General features: G+C 63.8%; 17 protein-coding genes. 9 read left to right on the top strand and 8 right to left on the bottom strand.

The window, feature by feature from the left end; translation table 11 throughout:
* Positions 1 to 2 precede the first annotated feature (2 nt).
* From E8Q40_RS16200 to E8Q40_RS16210, 3 genes are read right to left on the bottom strand one after another with little or no spacing between them, the layout of a single operon-like run.
* Positions 3 to 353, bottom strand: coding sequence for a DUF1491 family protein (locus E8Q40_RS16200; protein WP_137045520.1), 351 nt, complete (start codon positions 351 to 353; stop codon positions 3 to 5).
* A 38-nt stretch (positions 354 to 391) separates the two neighbouring features.
* Positions 392 to 1,102, bottom strand: a complete 711-nt coding sequence (locus tag E8Q40_RS16205; RefSeq protein WP_246662878.1) for a peptidoglycan-binding protein — start codon at positions 1,100 to 1,102, stop codon at positions 392 to 394.
* A 28-nt stretch (positions 1,103 to 1,130) separates the two neighbouring features.
* A complete protein-coding gene (locus tag E8Q40_RS16210; protein ID WP_137045521.1) occupies positions 1,131 to 2,942 on the bottom strand; it encodes a PAS domain-containing sensor histidine kinase in 1,812 nt (603 codons plus the stop codon).
* A gap of 437 nt (positions 2,943 to 3,379) precedes the next feature.
* Between E8Q40_RS16210 and E8Q40_RS16215 the strand changes: the two genes are divergently transcribed.
* Both E8Q40_RS16215 and E8Q40_RS16220 read left to right on the top strand, forming a co-directional pair.
* The gene (locus E8Q40_RS16215; RefSeq protein WP_137045522.1) at positions 3,380 to 3,826 is read left to right on the top strand and encodes a DUF5330 domain-containing protein; all 447 of its coding nucleotides are present in this window, start codon (positions 3,380 to 3,382) and stop codon (positions 3,824 to 3,826) included.
* A 138-nt stretch (positions 3,827 to 3,964) separates the two neighbouring features.
* On the top strand, positions 3,965 to 4,393 hold the full coding sequence (locus tag E8Q40_RS16220; protein ID WP_137045523.1) for a SufE family protein: 429 nt from the start codon (positions 3,965 to 3,967) through the stop codon (positions 4,391 to 4,393).
* A gap of 10 nt (positions 4,394 to 4,403) precedes the next feature.
* Here the strand turns inward: E8Q40_RS16220 and E8Q40_RS16225 are convergent, their stop codons facing one another.
* From E8Q40_RS16225 to E8Q40_RS16235, 3 genes are all read right to left on the bottom strand, one after another.
* Positions 4,404 to 5,102, bottom strand: a complete 699-nt coding sequence (locus E8Q40_RS16225) for a DUF6456 domain-containing protein (RefSeq protein WP_246662879.1) — start codon at positions 5,100 to 5,102, stop codon at positions 4,404 to 4,406.
* Between the two features lie 133 nt (positions 5,103 to 5,235).
* Positions 5,236 to 5,655 carry a MucR family transcriptional regulator gene (locus E8Q40_RS16230; protein ID WP_137045524.1) on the bottom strand — a complete coding sequence of 140 codons (420 nt, stop codon included), beginning with the start codon at positions 5,653 to 5,655 and terminating at the stop codon, positions 5,236 to 5,238.
* Between the two features lie 353 nt (positions 5,656 to 6,008).
* Complete coding sequence (locus E8Q40_RS16235) at positions 6,009 to 7,043, bottom strand: hypothetical protein (RefSeq protein WP_137045525.1); 1,035 nt, start codon at positions 7,041 to 7,043, stop codon at positions 6,009 to 6,011.
* Between the two features lie 320 nt (positions 7,044 to 7,363).
* Here E8Q40_RS16235 and E8Q40_RS16240 point away from each other — a divergent pair, with 320 nt between their 5' ends.
* The 7 genes from E8Q40_RS16240 to mdoH all read left to right on the top strand — a co-directional run bounded on the left by E8Q40_RS16240 (position 7,364) and on the right by mdoH (position 15,634).
* Positions 7,364 to 7,966, top strand: a complete 603-nt coding sequence (locus E8Q40_RS16240; protein ID WP_137045526.1) for a superoxide dismutase — start codon at positions 7,364 to 7,366, stop codon at positions 7,964 to 7,966.
* A 71-nt stretch (positions 7,967 to 8,037) separates the two neighbouring features.
* Positions 8,038 to 9,279 carry an NAD(P)/FAD-dependent oxidoreductase gene (locus E8Q40_RS16245; protein ID WP_137045527.1) on the top strand — a complete coding sequence of 414 codons (1,242 nt, stop codon included), beginning with the start codon at positions 8,038 to 8,040 and terminating at the stop codon, positions 9,277 to 9,279.
* A gap of 62 nt (positions 9,280 to 9,341) precedes the next feature.
* Positions 9,342 to 10,001, top strand: a complete 660-nt coding sequence (locus E8Q40_RS16250) for a haloacid dehalogenase type II (RefSeq protein ID WP_137045528.1) — start codon at positions 9,342 to 9,344, stop codon at positions 9,999 to 10,001.
* Between the two features lie 96 nt (positions 10,002 to 10,097).
* The gene (locus E8Q40_RS16255; RefSeq protein ID WP_137045529.1) at positions 10,098 to 11,048 is read left to right on the top strand and encodes an ABC transporter ATP-binding protein; all 951 of its coding nucleotides are present in this window, start codon (positions 10,098 to 10,100) and stop codon (positions 11,046 to 11,048) included.
* Positions 11,045 to 11,806, top strand: coding sequence for an ABC transporter permease (locus tag E8Q40_RS16260; protein ID WP_137045530.1), 762 nt, complete (start codon positions 11,045 to 11,047; stop codon positions 11,804 to 11,806). The genes E8Q40_RS16255 and E8Q40_RS16260 overlap by 4 nt, the downstream gene beginning before the upstream one ends.
* 124 nt (positions 11,807 to 11,930) lie before the next feature.
* Complete coding sequence (locus E8Q40_RS16265; protein WP_370455197.1) at positions 11,931 to 13,469, top strand: glucan biosynthesis protein; 1,539 nt, start codon at positions 11,931 to 11,933, stop codon at positions 13,467 to 13,469.
* A complete protein-coding gene (mdoH, locus tag E8Q40_RS16270) occupies positions 13,457 to 15,634 on the top strand; it encodes a glucans biosynthesis glucosyltransferase MdoH (RefSeq protein ID WP_137045532.1) in 2,178 nt (725 codons plus the stop codon). The genes E8Q40_RS16265 and mdoH overlap by 13 nt, the downstream gene beginning before the upstream one ends.
* Before the next feature lie 168 nt (positions 15,635 to 15,802).
* On the opposite strand, the gene ppk2 is transcribed toward mdoH, so the two are convergent.
* The gene (gene ppk2 / locus E8Q40_RS16275; protein WP_137045533.1) at positions 15,803 to 16,735 is read right to left on the bottom strand and encodes a polyphosphate kinase 2; all 933 of its coding nucleotides are present in this window, start codon (positions 16,733 to 16,735) and stop codon (positions 15,803 to 15,805) included.
* A gap of 121 nt (positions 16,736 to 16,856) precedes the next feature.
* Positions 16,857 to 18,242, bottom strand: a complete 1,386-nt coding sequence (locus tag E8Q40_RS16280; RefSeq protein WP_137045534.1) for a M20/M25/M40 family metallo-hydrolase — start codon at positions 18,240 to 18,242, stop codon at positions 16,857 to 16,859.
* Positions 18,243 to 18,402: the final 160 nt, after the last annotated feature.

The raw sequence follows: 18,402 nt of genomic DNA on the forward strand, positions 1-18,402 counted from the left end.
GCCTAAGCGACAACCTGATCGAGAAAGTGCCGCCCGGCGCGATCTTCGGATTCGACAATCCAAACATCGGGATCGAAGCGGATTTCCTTCTGCAGCCGGGCGTCGATATCCGCTTCCGGGGCCGGCCCCTCGCGGCCAACGACAATACTGAAAGCGCGGTCGGTCGGGGTATCGTCGGTGAACGCGGTTTGCGGCGCCGGCCCGTACAAAATGGCAGTACCGTCCAGCCGGTTGACGACGATGAAGATCGCGCCTGCTTCTTCAGCCCCGCGCTTGCGCACGACGGCGAAGGCGCCTTCGATATTGCAGCGGCGCACATAGGCCGCGACCCAGATGCTCGATTTCAGCCGCATGCGCCTGACTAGCACGCCCCGGCGCCGACAATCGACCGTTATTCGAGCGGCCGGCCCGTCATCGCCGACAGTTCTCGCACGAAGCGATCCGAAATCTGGCCGGTCACCGGCAGTTTACGGTCGCGCTCGAACTTCTCGATCGCCGCCCGCGTCGCCGCGTCGAAATTGCCGGTCGGCTTGATCTGGCCGTAGCCGAAATCCGCCAGCGCCCTTTGCACGGCAAGCACGCGCGGCGACGGCGCGATCAAGTCGGCGATCGGGTCACGGCGCGGCTGTTGCGGCATCGGCGCGGCACCGGTCGACGTCGAAGCCCGCATGATGCGCAGCAGCTCCTCCGGCGCGTTGGGATCGATCTTGACCCCCGCCGCTTGGGCGAAATCGCGCGCACCGGCATCTGTTTTAGCACCCCAGATTCCGTCAGCCGTGCCGTCATAGAAACCGCGGCGAGTGAGTTCGCGCTGGATCTCCGCAATCGTCTGCACGCGGTTGAGCGTCGGCGCCAGCGGTTGAGCGACCGCCGGCAAGGCTTGCACCGGCGGCACGCGGGTCGGCTGCGCGACGACCGGTTCCGGCGCAGTGACAGCGGCCGGCCGCGCCGCGAAGAACGGCGCCGGATGCGGGCCCTTCTGCATGATCAGCGCGTTGACGAAGATGATCACGGTCGCCGTGCCACCCAGAAGTACACCCACGAACTCGCGCGGATGCGCGAGGATCAGACGGCCGATACCGTTGGATGTAGGCTCGTCCACCTGGGCAACCGCTGCTCGGCTCTTTCGCTTACGCACTTTTCTTCACCAGTACTTTGGCGGCCGCGGCGAGATCGCCGGCCCGCTCCGTCACCAGCCGGATCGGATCGGCCGGAGGTTTATGTCCTTCGCAATCAATTGGCAGGCGAACGGTAACCCGCGTGCCTTCGCCGAGCCGGCTGCGGATATCGATCTCACCGCCGTGCAATTTGACGAGCCCCTTCACGATCGACAGGCCGAGGCCGGTACCATCGTGACGGCGGTCATAGGTCCCGCGCGCCTGGAAGAAGGCTTCGCCGAGCCGCGGCAGGTCTGCTTCGCCAATACCGACGCCAGTGTCCTCGACGGCGACTGCGATGTGGCTGCCGTCGCGCTGGGCGCTGACGGTGACGCTGCCGCCGCGCGGCGTGAACTTGATGGCGTTCGACATAAGATTGATGAGGATCTGGTTGAAGGCGCGGCGATCGCCGACAATTTCCGGCAGATCGGGCGCCAGATTTGCCTTGAGTTCGACGCCCGTATCGCGCGCCTTAAGCGCGAGCAGGTCGCAGCAGCCGGTGACGACCGGCCCCGGCGCAAAGGGCTCCGGCGTGATTTCGAAGTTACCGGTTTCCATCTTCGACATGTCGAGAATGCCGTTCACCACCGAGAGCAAGTGATGCCCGGATTCGTTGATCAGCCGCGCATATTCGAACTGTCGCTCCGGCTGCACGACCAAATCCTGCTTGGTCAGCATCTCGGAGAAGCCGATAATTGCGTTTAGCGGCGTGCGCAGCTCGTGGCTCATCGTGGCCAGGAAGCGGCTCTTCGACAGGCTGGCGCGTTCCTGCTCCGCCCGCGCGATCTCCATTGCCTGCTCGTGGACCTTGCGCTCGCTGATGTCGCGCATCACGGCAACGACTTCGCGCTCGCTTTCGAGCGTCCCGCTGGCGTCTTCGAACGGCCGGCAGCGCATCTCGACCCAGATAAAACGGTTGGCCTCGACACCATCGCCGCCACGGCGAATGCGGAATTCGACCGACCGGTCCTCGCCATGGGCCGACGCATCGGCCAGCGCCGTCAGGAAAGCCGGGCGATCGGCGACATGGACGTGGTCGAACAGGCCATGCCCGGTTAAGGCCCCGGGTGCTGTCCCGAACAGTGTCTCGGCAGCCGGCGAGATGAACAACACCGCACCGTTCCTGTCGTGGCGCGTGATCACGTCGATCATATTGCGCGCGAGCAGACGATAGCGATCTTCTTCGGCGTAGCGCAGCCAGACGCTGGTCCGCGCCAGTTGCTCGGCGCCGAGCGCCAAACCGGTGGCGTAGAGTGCAGCCGACACCACGCCGAACGCAGCGAGCGCGCCGGGTTCGCTGATCGAGGCCGCCGGCGGCAGCAGATCATAGGCGCCGGCGAGCAGCACCAAGCCGGCGGCGGCGAGCGCGAAAATCGACGCTAGGGCAACGACGCGACGCGACGCCGACAGCGACGCCTCAAGCGGCACCACGACGAGCCAGATCGCAGCGAAGGAGGCGATGCCGCCGTTAAACATCGCAACCGCCGTGACGAGCCCCGTCAGCGCCAGCGATGACAGCACATGAGCAGCCTCGTAGCGGCCGGTGCGCGACAGGAAGTAGGCGATCAGGATCGGCGCCACGAGCCAGGCGAAAACGCCGAGTTCGAGCGCACTCGGGACGCCACGGAACGCAATGAACACGGGGAAGGCCGCGAGCGCCACGACGCTCACGATCACACGCGGCGCGATGAAGGCGCGATGACGCGCGGCCGTCAGCGCATCCTGGCGGGCGGCCGGATACACCAACGCATCGACATATTGCCACAGTGGAGTGAGAACGCTCACTGTCCCTGTCACACGTCCTTTTGCAGACGCGCCCCTTATTCGAGCCGCGACCTTAGGGGGCGGTGGCTTAAGCGAAAGCTAAGGAGGCAGGCCGGGAGCGGCGGCGGCCGGACAAGCGGCGCGGACATCACCGCTATTCGGCTCCCATGGTGAAATTTCGGTTGCCATCGAGGCTCAACAGCACGTTAAGCTGGAGAAATGTTACCGGCGCAGTAACCATGGGAAACGCATGTCCGACGCGGTGGCGCCGGGGTCAAACGGGATTCGCTAAAATTTTAGTCAAATGCGGGCTTGTACAAGTTTCAGCAAATTCGAGTCTAACTTGCGGCAAGTTTGATCCAAATGCGCGCTTCCTCGCGAAGGACAGGTTCAAGCCTGTCTGCTAAATTTGAATACAAGGCGGCGCAAAAGCCGTCGGGGACGATAATGGGTGGGTCATGTTCTTCCTGTTGCGGATGGCCTTCTGGCTGACGATCGTATGCGTGCTCTTGCCGGGATCCGGCGAAAAGGCGCAGTCGCCTGAGGCAAAAATCGACGCGGTTCAAGCGATGACCTTCGCTGGCGCCGCCGTGTCGGACATGCGCGGCTTCTGCGAGCGCAATCCGGAAGCCTGCGTCGTCGGCGGCAAGGTCGCGACCGCGATCGGCCATCGCGCCGAGGCCGGCGCGCGCACCATCATCGATTTCGTCAGCAATCAGATCGCCGACAGCAAGCCGGCGCCGGCCGAGGAACCGGCCCGTATCGTCGGCGTCTCGACCACCGGCGCGCTCGGTACTTCCATCCATCACGGCACGCTGACGGCCACCGACCTCAAGCCCGCCTGGCATGCCCCGGTACCGCTGCCGCCGCGCCGCGAAGTCCGCGCCGGCCGCCCGGCGGTGTAAGTCCTCGTCCGAAAGGCTCTAGACGGGCGGTAGGAGAGATCGCACCGCCCGGTTTGGCCTTCGGCCCGATCAGCCTATATACGGTTCGCAAAGAGCCGCACCGGGAGACCGGCGCGGTCGACACTCTGACCGCGAGCCATGACCCAGATCGACGACATTGTTGAGAATTTCGCCCTGCTCGACGAGTGGGACGACCGCTATCGCTATGTCATCGAACTCGGCCGCGTACTGCCGCCAATGGCTGAATCCGACCACACCGAAGCCAACAAGGTGCAGGGCTGTGCCAGCCAGGTCTGGCTCAAGACGAAAATCGCGCCGAACGGTCCCGGCGGCCCAGTCATGACTTTCGAGGGCGACAGTGACGCGCATATCGTGCGTGGCCTCGTTGCCATTCTTCTCGCGCTGTATTCGGGCAAGTCCGCGCGGGACATCCTCGCCACCGATGCGCTGGCGCTGTTCGACCGCATCGGCCTGCGCGAAAATCTCACCCCGCAGCGTTCCAACGGCCTGCGCTCGATGGTCGAGCGCGTCCGGGCCGAGGCCAGCGCCGCGCTCGCTGCCGCCTGACACGGCCTTTTCATTCGACGCAAAATGCCGAGCCATCGGCAAGCCACGTACGGACAGGTGCATGGTCACGCCCGCGCGCCTGCGCCATGTAGCCATAGTGGCGCGCCAGCCGATCAAGGGCGAGTTGCAGCACCACCTTGCCGGAGCGCGCCGGCCACCCGCGAGTGCGCTCCAGGTCTTCCAGACCCTTGAGAAAGCAACAAAGATCGATGAGTAACCCCGAAAACTCCGGCCCGACCGCCTCCAGAGCGGCATTGACACGCTGGCGGGCCGCGATGGTGCCATCCGTCATGGCGCCGGCGCGCCCCGGCGCCGCGCGCCGATCCGACGATATCGGGCTCGACCAGTCCGCCGTGGTCCGCGGCATCATCTGAGCACGGGTGAAATCGGCCCGCAGCCGCTCACCGGCCTGCAATTGATGCGGCGCGATCAGAGCTTGGCCGTCGCGGCCCCGGCGCCGGGCCAGCCAGACCAGCGGGCTTTCGGACTCGTCAACCGTGACCCGCTGCAGACCAGTCGGCGTACCGATGACCTGGTCGCGAAGCGAAAGATGCGCGGCACGCAGTTCCCCGATATCCGGGGACACCGCTGCGCGCGACAAGTGGAGACTGGATGATGACGCGGCCCCGGAGCCGCGCTCTGCCGACACGGAATTCGAAGCATCGGGCTCGGCTGATGCGGCAGCGGCCTTCGACGACGGAGCGTTCATGAGTATCCATCCTTTCCTAGGATGTCATACCCATAACGCAGCATGGATCGCCACGCAAGGACTATCGTCTTATTGGTGTACAAACAAAGCCCGCGGCACTGTTGCCGCGGGCCGCAAAGCCGGCGCAGGCGGGTTATTTCGAGCGGCGGCGGCGCTGCTGGCCCAGCCCCATTTCCTTCGCCAGTTGCGAACGCGCGGCGGCGTAGTTCGGCGCCACCATCGGATAATCGGGACCAAGGCCCCATTTCTCGCGATATTGTTCGGGCGTCATGTTGTACTGCGTGCGCAGATGGCGTTTGAGAGATTTGAACTTCTTGCCGTCCTCGAGACACACGATGTGCTCGGGCGTGATCGACTTCTTCACCGAGACCGCCGGCTTCAGCGGCTCGGCAGCTACCTCGCCGGCCTTGCCGGAGACGCCCGACAGCGCCGCATGTACTTGATTGATCAGCGCCGGAATATCGGAGGCAGCAACGCTGTTGTTGCTGACATAGGCCGAAACAATCGATGCCGTCAGTTCGATAAAATTACCGGGATTGTTCGTGTCGCTCATCGTTGATGTCTCACCCCATCGCGTGGCACGTGGCCACCATCCCGCCGCCCGCCCCTAAACCCACCAGCAACAGACATGACCGAAGGTCTTGCGACCCCCGTCCCTCGTCCCGCACCAATTTCGGGCTACTGTATTATTATTATTTATTTTTACTAGCAGACCACAAGCATTGCAAGTCGATCCCGGCCAAGAACCAATAGAACCAAGTCTTCGCAGTGATGTTATTGAATATATGCAGAATTATTATCTCGGATCGAAGACGAGGCAAAATATCCGCCGTCAGCCATCTCCATAACCGGAGGGGACGCCGATTCGCTCATGGGGCCGGAAAAGCGTTTGGAGCCGGAAAAGCGTCAGGAGGTCTTTTCGAGGTGCGCGCGCAATTCGTTGATAGATGCAAAGCGCAAGGTGCCCTGCGGCAGTTCCGCCTCGATCGAGCCGTCGACATACAAGGTGTAGCCCATTCCATCTACGACCCCCGACTTGAGGATCGGCACTGTGCGTGGCTCCTCGACCGGCGGCTCTTCCCGCTCGACCTCGGACTCGGATGGTTCGTGAACCGGCTCTGACGCCTCGACGCGCGGTGGCTTGACGTCGGGCGTCTTTGTCCCCTTGGGCGCCTCCGGCTCCGCCGGCCACATCGCGTCGAAATAGCTGCGTTCGGGTTTGTCGGTGGAGGCTTCCGCCGTCACTCGGCTGCGCGGCGGCGCAAAGACGGAAGGCTCTGGCTCAACGGGCTCGGTCGCATCACTACGCTTTTCGGCGTCGTCCCATTCGCCCGCTTCGGCCAATTCGGCTGCTTCCTCGGCGTGGACTTCGCTGTGGCTGGGGCGGGAACGGTCCAGGCGATCGAGATCAGGAGTCTCCGCCGGATTGGGCAAGGACGGAGCGCCGAACACTTCCTCCTGCGGCCGGGGGACAGGCGCTGCCAAGGGAGGCGCAACCGGCGTCGTCACCGGCCGCCGGATCGGGAACGGCGGGGGCAACTCGTCATGCGAGGGCGGCAGTTCCTCCCGCGGTTCAGGTGCAAAAGGCACCGCCGGTTCGCGCGGCAGCGTCTCGGCAGGCGGCGCGCTTTTCGGCTTGGGGGGAAACGGCAAGCGGGCCGCGGCTGACGGCAGCGCGGCGCGCCCCGGCAACGGCGGCGAGTCGGCATCGGATGGCTTCGGCGCACGGCTGCTGGCACGGCCATACATGTCGGCGAGGTATCGCAACTCGCGCACCACGACGCCAAGCGCGAGCACGATCAACCCGCCGACCATGGCCACCATGCCGGCGATAATCAGCGTATTCCCAAAGCTGAATTCGTTGATCGGAATGCCATAGCCGATCAGGGCCGCGCCGATCGCGACAAAAAGGGCGCCTACGGCGTAAAGCAGAATCGACATGGCCCGACTTCAACCCTCAAAAAATCGGCGGCCAACGCGACGAGGGACCGCTTCAATTCATGCTAAACTATTCTATCGATAAGGAATTCTGGCCTTTTTAAGCGTGAACGGCAAGTTCAATATTGGAGAAATAGACAGCGCCGGGCGGCAACCTCGTGAAGCGTCGGCAAAGGACCTGCCATGCGCGCCCGGTAAGCCGTTGCTCTTGGGGGCGCTGCGGCCTAATTAGCTTACTGACGGAACTCGAACGAGACGTGCCGGTTGCCACCCGGAGCCGGCCAAAATCCGCGTTCAAACGAGAGTGGACCGAGGAGGTTTTGATGTCATTTACGCTGCCCGAGCTGCCCTATTCCTATGACGCGCTGGCGCCCTACATGTCGCGCGAGACGCTCGAATATCACCACGACAAGCACCACAAGGCCTATGTCGACAACGGCAACAAGCTGCTTGAGGGCTCGGGGCTCGAAGGCAAGTCGCTCGAAGAGATCGTGAAGGGCTCCCACGGCAAGAATGCCGGCCTCTTCAACAACGCCGGCCAGCATTACAACCACATCCACTTCTGGAAGTGGATGAAGCCGAACGGCGGCGGCGACAAGATTCCGGGCAAGCTCAAGGCCGCGATCGATTCGGACCTCGGCGGGCTCGACAAGATGAAGGCCGACTTCGCGCAGGCCGGCGCCACGCAGTTCGGTTCGGGCTGGGCCTGGATCGAGGTCAAGGGCGGCAAGCTCGCGATCTCGAAGACCCCGAACGGCGAAAACCCGCTGGTCAATGGCGCGACCCCGATCCTGGGCTGCGACGTGTGGGAGCACTCCTATTACATCGACTATCGCAACCGCCGTCCCGACTATCTCAAGGCCTTCCTCGACCACCTCGTGAACTGGGACTACGTCGAAGAAATGTACGCCGCCGCCACCAAGTAAGGCGCGGCAAGTCATAGAAAGGGCGGCGCGAACGGGCGCCGCCCTTTTTCTTTGCACCCGAGTCAGATCGCATGAGCAAGAATAACGTGGAAGTCGCCGTCATCGGCGGCGGCGCGGCCGGCATCGCCGCCGCGCGCAAACTCACCGCGCATGGCGTCGATTGCCTGATCGTCGAAGCGCGCAACCGGCTCGGCGGACGCGCTTTTACGGTCAGCCATCCGTCTGAACACGCCCTTGACATGGGCTGCGGCTGGCTGCATTCGGCCGATTGCAATCCCTGGGTTGCCGTCGCCACCGCGCGGGGCCGCGTCTTCGACAAGGCGATCCCGCCCTGGGGGCGCATGACCATGACCGACATCGTGCCGGCGGAAACGCAGCGCGCCTTCCGTCAGGCCATGGGCCAGTTGTTTGCGCGCGTGTCGGAAGCCGCCGCGACCGGCATCGACCGCCCGGTTTCGGACCTGCTGCCGCCGGATGGGCGGTGGAACGGCATGCTCAACGCCGTCATGACCTATATCGCCGGCGCCGAACTCGAGCTGATGTCGACTATCGACCTCGACCGCTACGAGGACACCGAGTTGAACTGGCGGCTGGTTGACGGCTATGGCGCCGTGATCGCGGCGCACGGCGACGGCCTGCCCGTGGCGTTCGATTGCGCGGCAACGCGTATCGACCACAGCGGCAAGCGCATCGCCATCGAGATGCCGAAAGGCATCATCGAGGCCGATCGCGTCATCGTCACGCTGCCGACCAGCATCATTGGCGACAACGAGAACCTGTTCTATCCGGCTCTGCCCGCCAAGACGCAAGCCGCGCGCGGCCTGCCGCTCGGGCTCGACGACAAGCTGTTCATCGCTCTCGATGGCGCCGAGGAATTCGAGTCCGAAAGCCGCGTCTTCGGACGCACCGACCGCGCCGGCACCGGCAACTATCATTTCCGCCCCTTCGGCCGGCCGATGATCGAATGCTATCTCGCGGGCCGGCTGGCGCGCGATCTCGAAGCGGCGGGCGAGGCTGCGTTCTTCGATTTCGCGGTCGGCGAACTGACCGAACTTTTCGGCGCGAGTTTCGCCAAACGGCTCAAGCCGATCGCCCTGCACCGCTGGGGCAGCGATCCTTATGCGCGCGGCGCTTATTCCTACGCCGTGCCCGGCGCCGCCGATCAGCGCGCCATACTCGCCGCCCCGGTCGACGACCGGCTGTACTTCGCCGGGGAAGCGTGCTCGCGCTTCGATTTTTCAACCGCCCACGGCGCTTATCTCACCGGAATCCAGGCGGCCGACCGCATTCTGGCCGGGCTCCGCAAAACGTGATTTCCCCCCAGCGCGCTTCATGTGATCTTCAGGAGGCATAACAACGATCCGGGGGAAGCGTCATGCCGGGCCTGTTTGTCTTCGATGCCTATGGCACCTTGTTTGATGTTCATGCCTGTATCGCGCGCTTCGAAAAGGAAGCTGGTCCCGATATCGCGCGCATGTCCGATATCTGGCGCACCAAGCAACTCGAATACACCTGGACGTTGACGCTGGCGGGCCACTACACCGAGTTCTGGACGCTGACCGAACGCGCGCTTGATTACGCGCTGGCGCGGGTGCCCAGCGTGCCGAAGGCGCTGAAGCCGCGCCTGATGGATTTGTATTTCCAGCTCGACGCTTTTCCCGATGCACGCGCTGCCCTCAAGGCGTTGAAGGCGGCCGGCCACAAGACCGGCATTCTGTCGAACGGTTCGCCGAAGATGCTGGACGGCGCGGTCGACGGCGCCAACCTGCGTGGCGAACTCGACGCCGTGCTGTCGGTCGATGCACTGAAGATGTTCAAGCCGACGCCTGAGGTCTATGGCCTCGTGACCGAGCACTTCGAATGCAAGGCGAGCGATGTATCGTTCGTGTCATCGAATCGCTGGGACGTGATGGCAGCCGTCTCGGTCGGCTTCCGCGGCCTGTGGATCAACCGCGCGGGCCTGCCGGATGAGTATGCCGACTTTCCGCCGGCGAAAGTTCTTAACAGCCTGACGGAACTGACGGCGCTGGCCTGAAATTTTTTCCTGTCCGAGGGCTGGCGGCGGCAATCTCATCCCCTTATATCGGCTGCGCGCCCTCCCCTCCAACGCTTCATTGCGCGCGATTCATTCATGTCATCGATCATTTCCATCAAAGACCTGTCGAAGACCTATGCGTCGGGTTTCACCGCGCTTAAGACGATCAATCTCGACATCGAACGCGGCGAAATCTTCGCGCTGCTCGGCCCCAACGGCGCCGGCAAGACCACGTTGATCGGCATCATCTGCGGCATCCTCAATGCCTCGACCGGTACCGTCACCGTCGGCGGCCACGACATCGTCAAGGACTATCGCGCCGCACGCGCAATGATCGGGCTGGTGCCACAGGAGCTGACCACCGACGCCTTTGAATCGGTCTGGGACACCGTGAGCTTCACGCGTGGCCTATTCGGCAAGCCGGCCAAGCCCGCGCATATCGAGAAGATTCTGAGGGACCTGTCGCTGTGGGACAAGAAGGACAACAAGATCCGCACCTTGTCAGGCGGCATGAAACGCCGCGTGCTGATCGCCAAGGCGCTGTCGCACGAACCGCAGGTGCTGTTCCTCGACGAGCCGACCGCCGGCGTCGACGTCGAGCTGCGCAAGGACATGTGGCAGGTGGTGCGCGATCTGCGCGCCTCCGGCGTCACCATCATCCTGACGACGCATTACATCGAAGAAGCCGAGGACATGGCCGACCGCATCGGCGTCATCTCGAAGGGCGAGATCATTCTGGTCGAGCGCAAGGCCGAGCTGATGCACAAGCTCGGCAAGAAAGAGCTCGTGCTGCATCTGCAGAAGCCGCTGGCGGCGATTCCGCCAGACATCTTCGGCTTCGCCAACCTGTCGTTGCTCGATGACGGCAAGGAACTCGTCTTCACCTACGATACGCAGGGCGAACGCACCGGCGTGACCCGCCTGCTCGCCGACTTGAACCGGCTCGATATCCGCCTGCGCGATCTCGAAACCAAGCAAAGCTCGCTCGAGGAAATCTTCATCGATCTCGTCAAGCAGAGCGAGACGGTCGCGGGAGCCCAGCCATGAACATCCACGCGATCGTGGCGATCTACAAATTCGAGATGGCGCGCACCTTCCGCACCATATGGCAGAGCATCGTCTCGCCGGTCATTTCGACGTCGCTTTACTTCGTCGTGTTCGGCGCCGCCATCGGCTCGCGCATCACGGAGATCGAGGGCGTCGCTTACGGCGCCTTCATCGTGCCGGGCCTCATCATGCTGACGCTGCTGACGCAGAGCACGATGAACGCCTCGTTCGGCATCTACTTCCCGCGCTTCACCGGCACGATCTACGAGATCCTGTCGGCACCGGTGTCGGCCTTCGAGATCGCCTGCGGCTATGTCGGCGCGGCGGCGACCAAGTCCGTCATCCTCGGCCTCATCATTCTCGCGACTTCGTGGCTGTTCGTACCGATCCAGATCGCGCATCCGGTCTGGATGATCGCCTTTCTGCTGCTCACCACCATCACGTTCAGCCTGCTTGGTTTCATCATCGGCATCTGGGCGGACGGTTTCGAGCAGCTGCAGATCGTACCGATGCTCATCATCATGCCGCTCACGTTTCTCGGCGGCACGTTCTATTCGACGCATGTGCTGCCGCCGTTCTGGCAGAATGTCGCGCTGCTCAATCCGGTCGTCTATCTCGTCAGCGGCTTCCGCTGGAGCTTCTTCGAGGTGGCCGACGTTAGCCCGGGCATTAGCCTCGGCATGACGCTCGCGTTTCTGGTCATCTGCCTGGCGGTCGTCTGGTGGATCTTCAAGACCGGGTACCGGCTGAAGAAGTAGCCGCGGCCGAGGCCGCCGAAAGGCTGATGGAACTCTAACGTCTCCTCCGCATTAATCGTGCTGGATTGTGGCCTCAGGCGCCCGTGACCGGGACCGCGCGCCTTCCGCAATGGGAGACCTTTTCGTGAATCGTCGGCAATTTCTGGCGACAACGGCGATCGTATCGGCCGCCGCCGCGCTGCCGTTGCGCAATGTCGCCATCGCCGCGCCGCAACCTGCGACTGCGGCTCCGCCGCGCCGTGGGCCGGTGCCATTCAATCCGGCGAGCCTGCGACAGATGGCCAAGGACCTGGCGCAGAAGCCATTCACGCCGCCGGACCAAAACCTTCCCGCGACGCTCAAGGACATCGACTACGACGGCTATCGCAAGATCCGTTCCGTGCCGGAGCGCGCACTGTGGCGTAACGAAGGCCTGCCGTTCCAGATTCAGATGTTCCACCGCGGATTCATGTATAGTGGCCGCGTCGACCTCTACGAGGTCGCCGATGGACAGGCGAGCGCTATCCTTTACTCGCCGGACCTCTTTACCTTTGAAGACGTCAAGCGGCCGGACCCCGGCTCCGATCTCGGGTTCGCCGGATTCCGCATACACGCGCCGATCAACCGTCCGGATTATTACGACGAAGTCGGCGTTTTCCTCGGCGCCAGTTACTTCCGCGCCGTCGCCAAAGGCGAGACTTATGGTCTGTCGGCGCGCGGGCTCGCCATCAACACCGCAGATCCCAAGGGCGAGGAGTTTCCCGCCTTCCGCGCCTTCTGGATCGAGAAGCCGCAGAAGCACGCAACCTCGATCGTCGTGCATGCGCTGCTCGATTCCAAGAGCGCCGCGGCGGCCTATCGCTTCACCATCCGCCCTGGTGAAGCCACGATCTACGACGTCGAGATGTCAGTCTATCCGCGCGCCGACATCGCCGAGGCAGGCATTGCGCCGATGACGAGCATGTTCTTCTTCGGTCCCAATGATCGCGCTGGCGTCGACGACTTCCGCCCGGCGGTGCACGATTCCGACGGCCTCGCCATCCTCAACGGGCGCGGCGAGACCTTATGGCGGCCGCTGACCAATCCGACCGACCTGCAGATCTCGAGCTTCTTCGACACCAACCCGCGCAGTTTCGGATTGATCCAGCGTCAACGCGATTTCGCCGCCTATCAGGATCTGGAGTCGAGTTTCCAGAAGCGGCCGAGCCTGCGCGTCGAGCCGATCGGCGACTGGGGCAACGGCGAAGTACGCCTGATCGAAATTCCGACCCGCGAGGAAGTGCACGACAACATCGTCGCTTTCTGGCGGCCGAAGGATGCGCTCAAGGCCAAGAGCGAACACAACTTCACCTATCGGCTGCATTGGGGCGAAGGCAAACCCGGCGCCGGCCTGGCGCGCTTTGTTAAAACGATGAGTGGCGCCGCCGGCGAAGGCCGGCTGTTCGTCCTCGACATCGCCGGCGACAAGCTCAAGGACGTGAAGGCCGACGCGGTGCGCGGCGAGGTCAGCGCCAATTTCGGCAAGATTAGAAACATCGTGTCCCAGCCGAACACAGAGACAGGCGGCTGGCGGCTGTCGTTCAACCTCGATCCTGAAAAGGCCCCGGTGGTCGAGCTGCGCGCCGCCCTATTCCAGAACGACCAGCCGCTGTCGGAAATCTGGGTCTATCGATGGACGCCGTGACAGGCGCCGGCATGCCACGGCGCAGCGCTCCGCCGCTGTCGCCGGGCGACGAGGTTCCGCCATTGTCGCCGGGCGGCGACGTGGCGCCGTTCCTGCCGCCGGAGCAACGGATCGACATGCCGGGTCAGGCGCTGCACGGCGAGGTTCGCCGCGACCCGCCGGCCGAGCTGCGGCCGCGCCACCTCGGCCTGCGCCGAGCCTTCATCGTTCTGGCGACTCTGGCGATGACCGCGGTCGCGGCCGAGCAGATGTATCTCGTGCTGTCGGTGTCGTCGCTGACGATCCTCGAAGGCGCGATCCTCGTCCTGTTCGTCGTCCTGTTCGCGTGGATCGCGTTCTCGTTCGCCAATGCGTTCACCGGCTTCGTGCTGACTTTGGCCGGCCCCGACACCTCGCTCGGCATCGATCCGTGCGCGTCGCTGCCGAACCTCGGCAAGCGTCATGCGCTTCTGGTGCCGACCTATAACGAAGACCCGGCCAGGCTGTTCGCGCGCCTGCAGGCGACATGGGAGTCGATCGCCGATACCGGCCGGGGCGAGTACTTCGATGCCTTCATCCTGAGCGACACCACCGATCCGGCCGTCTGGCTCAACGAGGAAGAACAGTATCTGGCGCTGATCGCGCGGACCGGCAGTCGCCGGATTTTCTACCGTCACCGCCGCGACAATGTCGCCCGCAAGGCCGGCAATATCGGCGACTGGGTGACGCGCTTCGGCGGCGCCTATGAGAGCATGGTCATCCTCGACGCCGACAGTCTGATGACCGGCGATGCCGTAGTCAGGCTCGCCGCCGCGCTCGAGCGCAATCCGGCCGTCGGCCTCGTGCAAACGCTGCCGGTGATCGTCAATGGCGGCAGCGTGTTCGCGCGCCTGCAGCAGTTCGCCGGCCGGCTGTACGGGCCGATGCTGGCGCGCGGCATCGCGTGGTGGTTCGGCACCGAGAGCAATTACTGGGGCCACAACGCCGCGATCCGGGTCAAAGCCTTCGCAGGTCATGCGGCCCTGCCCGAGCTTACCGGCCGCAAGCCGTTCGGCGGCCATATCCTGTCGCACGACTTCGTCGAGGCAGCGCTGATGCGGCGCGGCGGCTGGGCCATCGTCATGGCGCCGAGCCTGCCCGGCTCCTACGAAGAGACGCCGCCGTCGATCACCGAATTCGCCGCGCGCGACCGGCGCTGGTGCCAGGGCAACCTGCAACATTTGAAAGTCTTGCCGTCGCACGGCCTGCATCCGGTGTCGCGGCTGCATTTCCTCATCGGCATCGGCGCCTACATCACTGCGCCGATATGGTTCGTGTTCCTCATCATCGGCATATTGATTTCGCTGCAGGCCCACTTCATCCGGCCGGAGTATTTCCCGAAAGGCTTCGCGCTGTTTCCGGTGTGGCCGGCCGAAGACCCGATCCGCGCCGCTTACGTATTTGGCGCGACCATGGGCATGCTGATCCTGCCGAAGCTGCTGGCGCTCATCGCTACGCTTGTCCAAGGCAGCGAACGGCGCAGCTTCGGTGGCGGCGTCCGGCTGACCGCCGGCGTCATTGTCGAGATCGTATTGTCGGCTCTGATCGCACCCTCGATGATGGTGTTTCAGTCATCCGCCGTGTTCAGCGTGCTCGCCGGCCGCGATTCCGGCTGGCAGGTGCAGCGCCGCGACGACGGCAGTCTGCCCTTCGCCGAATTGATGCGCCGCTATGGCCCGCTGACTCTCGTCGGCCTCCTGCTCGCCGTCGCGGCTTATGCGGTGTCGTTCTCGCTGTTCCTCTGGATGACGCCGGTCACCGTCGGCCTGTCGCTCGCCATGCCGCTCGCGGCTCTCACGGCGCGCAAGGGCCTCAGCGTCGTGATGGTCGCGCCGGAGGAACGCACGCCGCCCGCGGTGCTGGTGCGCGCCAATACGCTGGCAAGCGAGCTCGGCAGCGCCGACACACCGCTCGACGAAGTTTTGCGCCAGCACGCCGACGTCGTCGAAGCCCACCTGACCCAATTGCCGCCACAGCCGCCGCACCGGCCGGGCGATGTCGACCGCGACCTCGTCATCGCCAAGGCGAGACTCGCCGAGTTCGACAGCCTCGATCAGGCGATGACCCTGCTCACGCCGCGTGAGAAGCGCTCGATCCTGTCTGACCCCGACGCTTTCCGCGCTTTGATGGCGCTGGCGCGGAGGTAGACACGTCACATGCCGTCATGCCCCGCGAAAGCGGGGCATCCAGTAATCTCGAGCTGCTCGTGTTTACTGGATCGCCCGCTCATAGGCGTTCTAAAAAGAACGCCGTTCTTTGAACGGCTATGCGCGGGCGATGACAATTTCGGCGACGCGCACCGCTCACGCAACGTGTCAGTACTTCTCCGGCACGTACAGTTCCGGTGGCAAGGTCTTGCGTTCATAGTTGGGATCGAAGACGCGATCCGGCAGAGCAATATCCTTGTGCGGCACCGGCTCGCAGGGAATGAGCGACAACAGATGGTCAATGCAGTTGAGCCGCGCCCGCTTCTTGTCATTTCCCTCGACGATGTACCACGGCGCTTCGGGAATATTGGTGCGAGCGAACATCTCTTCCTTCGCCTTGGTGTACTGCTCCCACCGCACGCGCGATTGCAGGTCCATCGGCGACAGCTTCCACTGCTTGAGCGGATCGTGGATACGCATGAGAAAGCGCATCTGCTGCTCTTCGTCGGTGATCGAAAACCAGTATTTGACCAGCGTGATGCCGGAGCGCCCCAGCATGCGTTCGAATTCCGGCACGTCCTGGAAGAACTGCTCGACCTGATCGGGCTCGGCAAAGCCCATCACGCGCTCGACGCCGGCACGGTTGTACCAGGAACGATCGAACAGCACGATCTCGCCGGCGGCCGGCAGATGCGGCACGTAACGCTGGAAGTACCACTGCGTCTTTTCGCGATCGGTCGGCGCCGGCAGCGCGACGGTGCGGCAGACGCGCGGATTGAGCCTCTGGGTAATGCGCTTGATGACACCGCCCTTGCCGGCGGAGTCGCGCCCCTCGAACACGACGACAATTTTCTTGCCGCGAGCAACCACCCAATCCTGCAGCTTGATCAGCTCGCCCTGCAGCCGCAGCAGATTTTGGAAATAGTAGCGGCGATCGATCCCGGCCGGATGCGTGCCCTTGTAGATCTTGCGCAATTCCTCGGTCAGCGCCGGCTCGGACAGTTCAAGCTCGAAATCCTCGTCGAGCGTGTCGGCAAGCTCCGCCTCGAGCCAGTCCTGGCTCGCGCTGCCGTTGCCTTTCAGGTCGTCTTTGTCGTTCATGGCCTTGTCATCATACGTTCGCGGTTTTCCCCAAGCAGCCAACAATGCCGCCGGGTCGCTACGGTTTCATGACAGCCCGAGACTGCCGACGCGGCAGATGATCCCACCCTGGCGGAGTTCGTCAGCCCTGCGCCAGCGCGTCGATAATCCGCGCCCAGGAGCGGATGCCCTTGTGGAAACACCTGAGGTCGAATTTCTCGTTCGGCGAGTGCACCCGGTCGTCGTCCAGGGCAAAGCCGACCATCAGCGCGTCCATGCCGAGCACATTCTTGAAGTCCGACACGATCGGGATCGAGCCGCCGGCGCCGACGGTGACCGCTTTCTTGCCCCACTCCTCACCGAGAACTTCGCGTGCCCGGACCAGTGCCGGATTGTCGAACGACAGCTGCAGCGCGCCATTGGCGCCGAAATTGCCGAACTCCACCTTGCAGTCGTCCGGTAGCCGGTCGCGAACAAACTGGCGGAAGGCTTCCTTGATCTTCTCGGGATTCTGCCGGCCGACGAGCCGGAATGACACCTTGGCCGATGCCTCGCCCGGAATGACAGTCTTGGCGCCCTCGCCGGTATAGCCGCCGATGATGCCGTTGATCTCGGCGGTCGGCCGCGTCGTGATCTGCTCGATCAACAGGCGGCCCTTCTCGCCAGCCGAATGCTTCAGACCGATCGGCCCGAGAAAGGTCTCCTCGGTGAGGCCGAGCGCGGCGAGATCGGCCTTGATGTCGGCCGGCAGGTCGTCGACGCCGTCATAGAAGCCGGGGATCGTAACGCGGTTGTCGTCATCCCACATGGCGCCGAGGATCTTGGCGAGCAGGCGGATCGGATTCTGCGCCGCTCCGCCGAACTGCCCCGAATGCAGGTCGCGGTCAGCACAGGTGATCCTGACGTCTTCATAGACGAGGCCGCGTAGCGAGGTGGTAACAGCCGGCGTGTTCTGGTCCCACATCGCCGTATCGCAGACCAGCGCGAGATCGGCCTTGAGTTCGGCGGCGTTGTCGCGGACGAAATCCGGCAAACTCTTCGAGCCGCACTCCTCCTCACCCTCGATCATGGTGGTAACATTGAGCGGCAGCTTGCCGGTCACCGCCTTGTAGGCACGACAGGCCTCGATAAAGGTCATGAACTGGCCCTTGTCGTCGCAGGCGCCGCGCGCGACGATGATCTTGCGGCCGTCCGCCATCGTCTCGATGCGCGGCTCGAAGGGCGGCGTCTTCCAGAGGTTGAGAGGATCGACCGGCTGGACGTCATAGTGCCCGTAGAACAGGACATGCGGCGCTTTTGCGCCGTTCGATTTGCCAACAACCACCGGATGGCCTGCCGTCGGCCGCACGCTGGCGTCGAAGCCGATGGTTTTGAGGTCGGCGGCCACGTATTCCGCGGCCGCCCTGCACTGCTCCGCGAAGGCCGGATCGGTCGACACCGACGCGATCCGCAGCAGCGCGAACAAGCGCTCCACGCTGTGGTCGATATCGCGGTCGATATGGGCCAGAACGGCCTCAAGCGTGCTCATCAATCGGTCCTTTCACATCGTCGTCGCGGCGGAACACCCAACCCTGCACAAAAAACGGGCCTTCGACTTCATTGCCGTTCGTTTGCGATGCGACATTCAGATACTCTTAAGCGATATCGGTCAAGACGGCGCCCCGCGCCGAATGGCGTCGCACAAAATC

This window comes from Pseudolabrys sp. FHR47 (genome assembly GCF_005153485.1).
Lineage (GTDB): Bacteria > Pseudomonadota > Alphaproteobacteria > Rhizobiales > Xanthobacteraceae > Pseudolabrys.

Excerpts from the sequence above, each read along its gene's own strand:
- E8Q40_RS16250 (WP_137045528.1), top strand. The coding sequence starts at position 9,342 with ATGCCGGGCCTGTTTGTCTTCGATGCCTATGGCACCTTGTTTGATGTT.
- E8Q40_RS16225 (WP_246662879.1), bottom strand. The coding sequence starts at position 5,102 with ATGAACGCTCCGTCGTCGAAGGCCGCTGCCGCATCAGCCGAGCCCGAT.
- mdoH (WP_137045532.1), top strand. The coding sequence starts at position 13,457 with ATGGACGCCGTGACAGGCGCCGGCATGCCACGGCGCAGCGCTCCGCCG.
- E8Q40_RS16240 (WP_137045526.1), top strand. The coding sequence starts at position 7,364 with ATGTCATTTACGCTGCCCGAGCTGCCCTATTCCTATGACGCGCTGGCG.
- E8Q40_RS16280 (WP_137045534.1), bottom strand. The coding sequence starts at position 18,242 with ATGAGCACGCTTGAGGCCGTTCTGGCCCATATCGACCGCGATATCGAC.
- E8Q40_RS16230 (WP_137045524.1), bottom strand. The coding sequence starts at position 5,655 with ATGAGCGACACGAACAATCCCGGTAATTTTATCGAACTGACGGCATCG.
- E8Q40_RS16255 (WP_137045529.1), top strand. The coding sequence starts at position 10,098 with ATGTCATCGATCATTTCCATCAAAGACCTGTCGAAGACCTATGCGTCG.
- ppk2 (WP_137045533.1), bottom strand. The coding sequence starts at position 16,735 with ATGAACGACAAAGACGACCTGAAAGGCAACGGCAGCGCGAGCCAGGAC.
- E8Q40_RS16200 (WP_137045520.1), bottom strand. The coding sequence starts at position 353 with ATGCGGCTGAAATCGAGCATCTGGGTCGCGGCCTATGTGCGCCGCTGC.
- E8Q40_RS16260 (WP_137045530.1), top strand. The coding sequence starts at position 11,045 with ATGAACATCCACGCGATCGTGGCGATCTACAAATTCGAGATGGCGCGC.
- E8Q40_RS16245 (WP_137045527.1), top strand. The coding sequence starts at position 8,038 with ATGAGCAAGAATAACGTGGAAGTCGCCGTCATCGGCGGCGGCGCGGCC.
- E8Q40_RS16220 (WP_137045523.1), top strand. The coding sequence starts at position 3,965 with ATGACCCAGATCGACGACATTGTTGAGAATTTCGCCCTGCTCGACGAG.
- E8Q40_RS16215 (WP_137045522.1), top strand. The coding sequence starts at position 3,380 with ATGTTCTTCCTGTTGCGGATGGCCTTCTGGCTGACGATCGTATGCGTG.
- E8Q40_RS16235 (WP_137045525.1), bottom strand. The coding sequence starts at position 7,043 with ATGTCGATTCTGCTTTACGCCGTAGGCGCCCTTTTTGTCGCGATCGGC.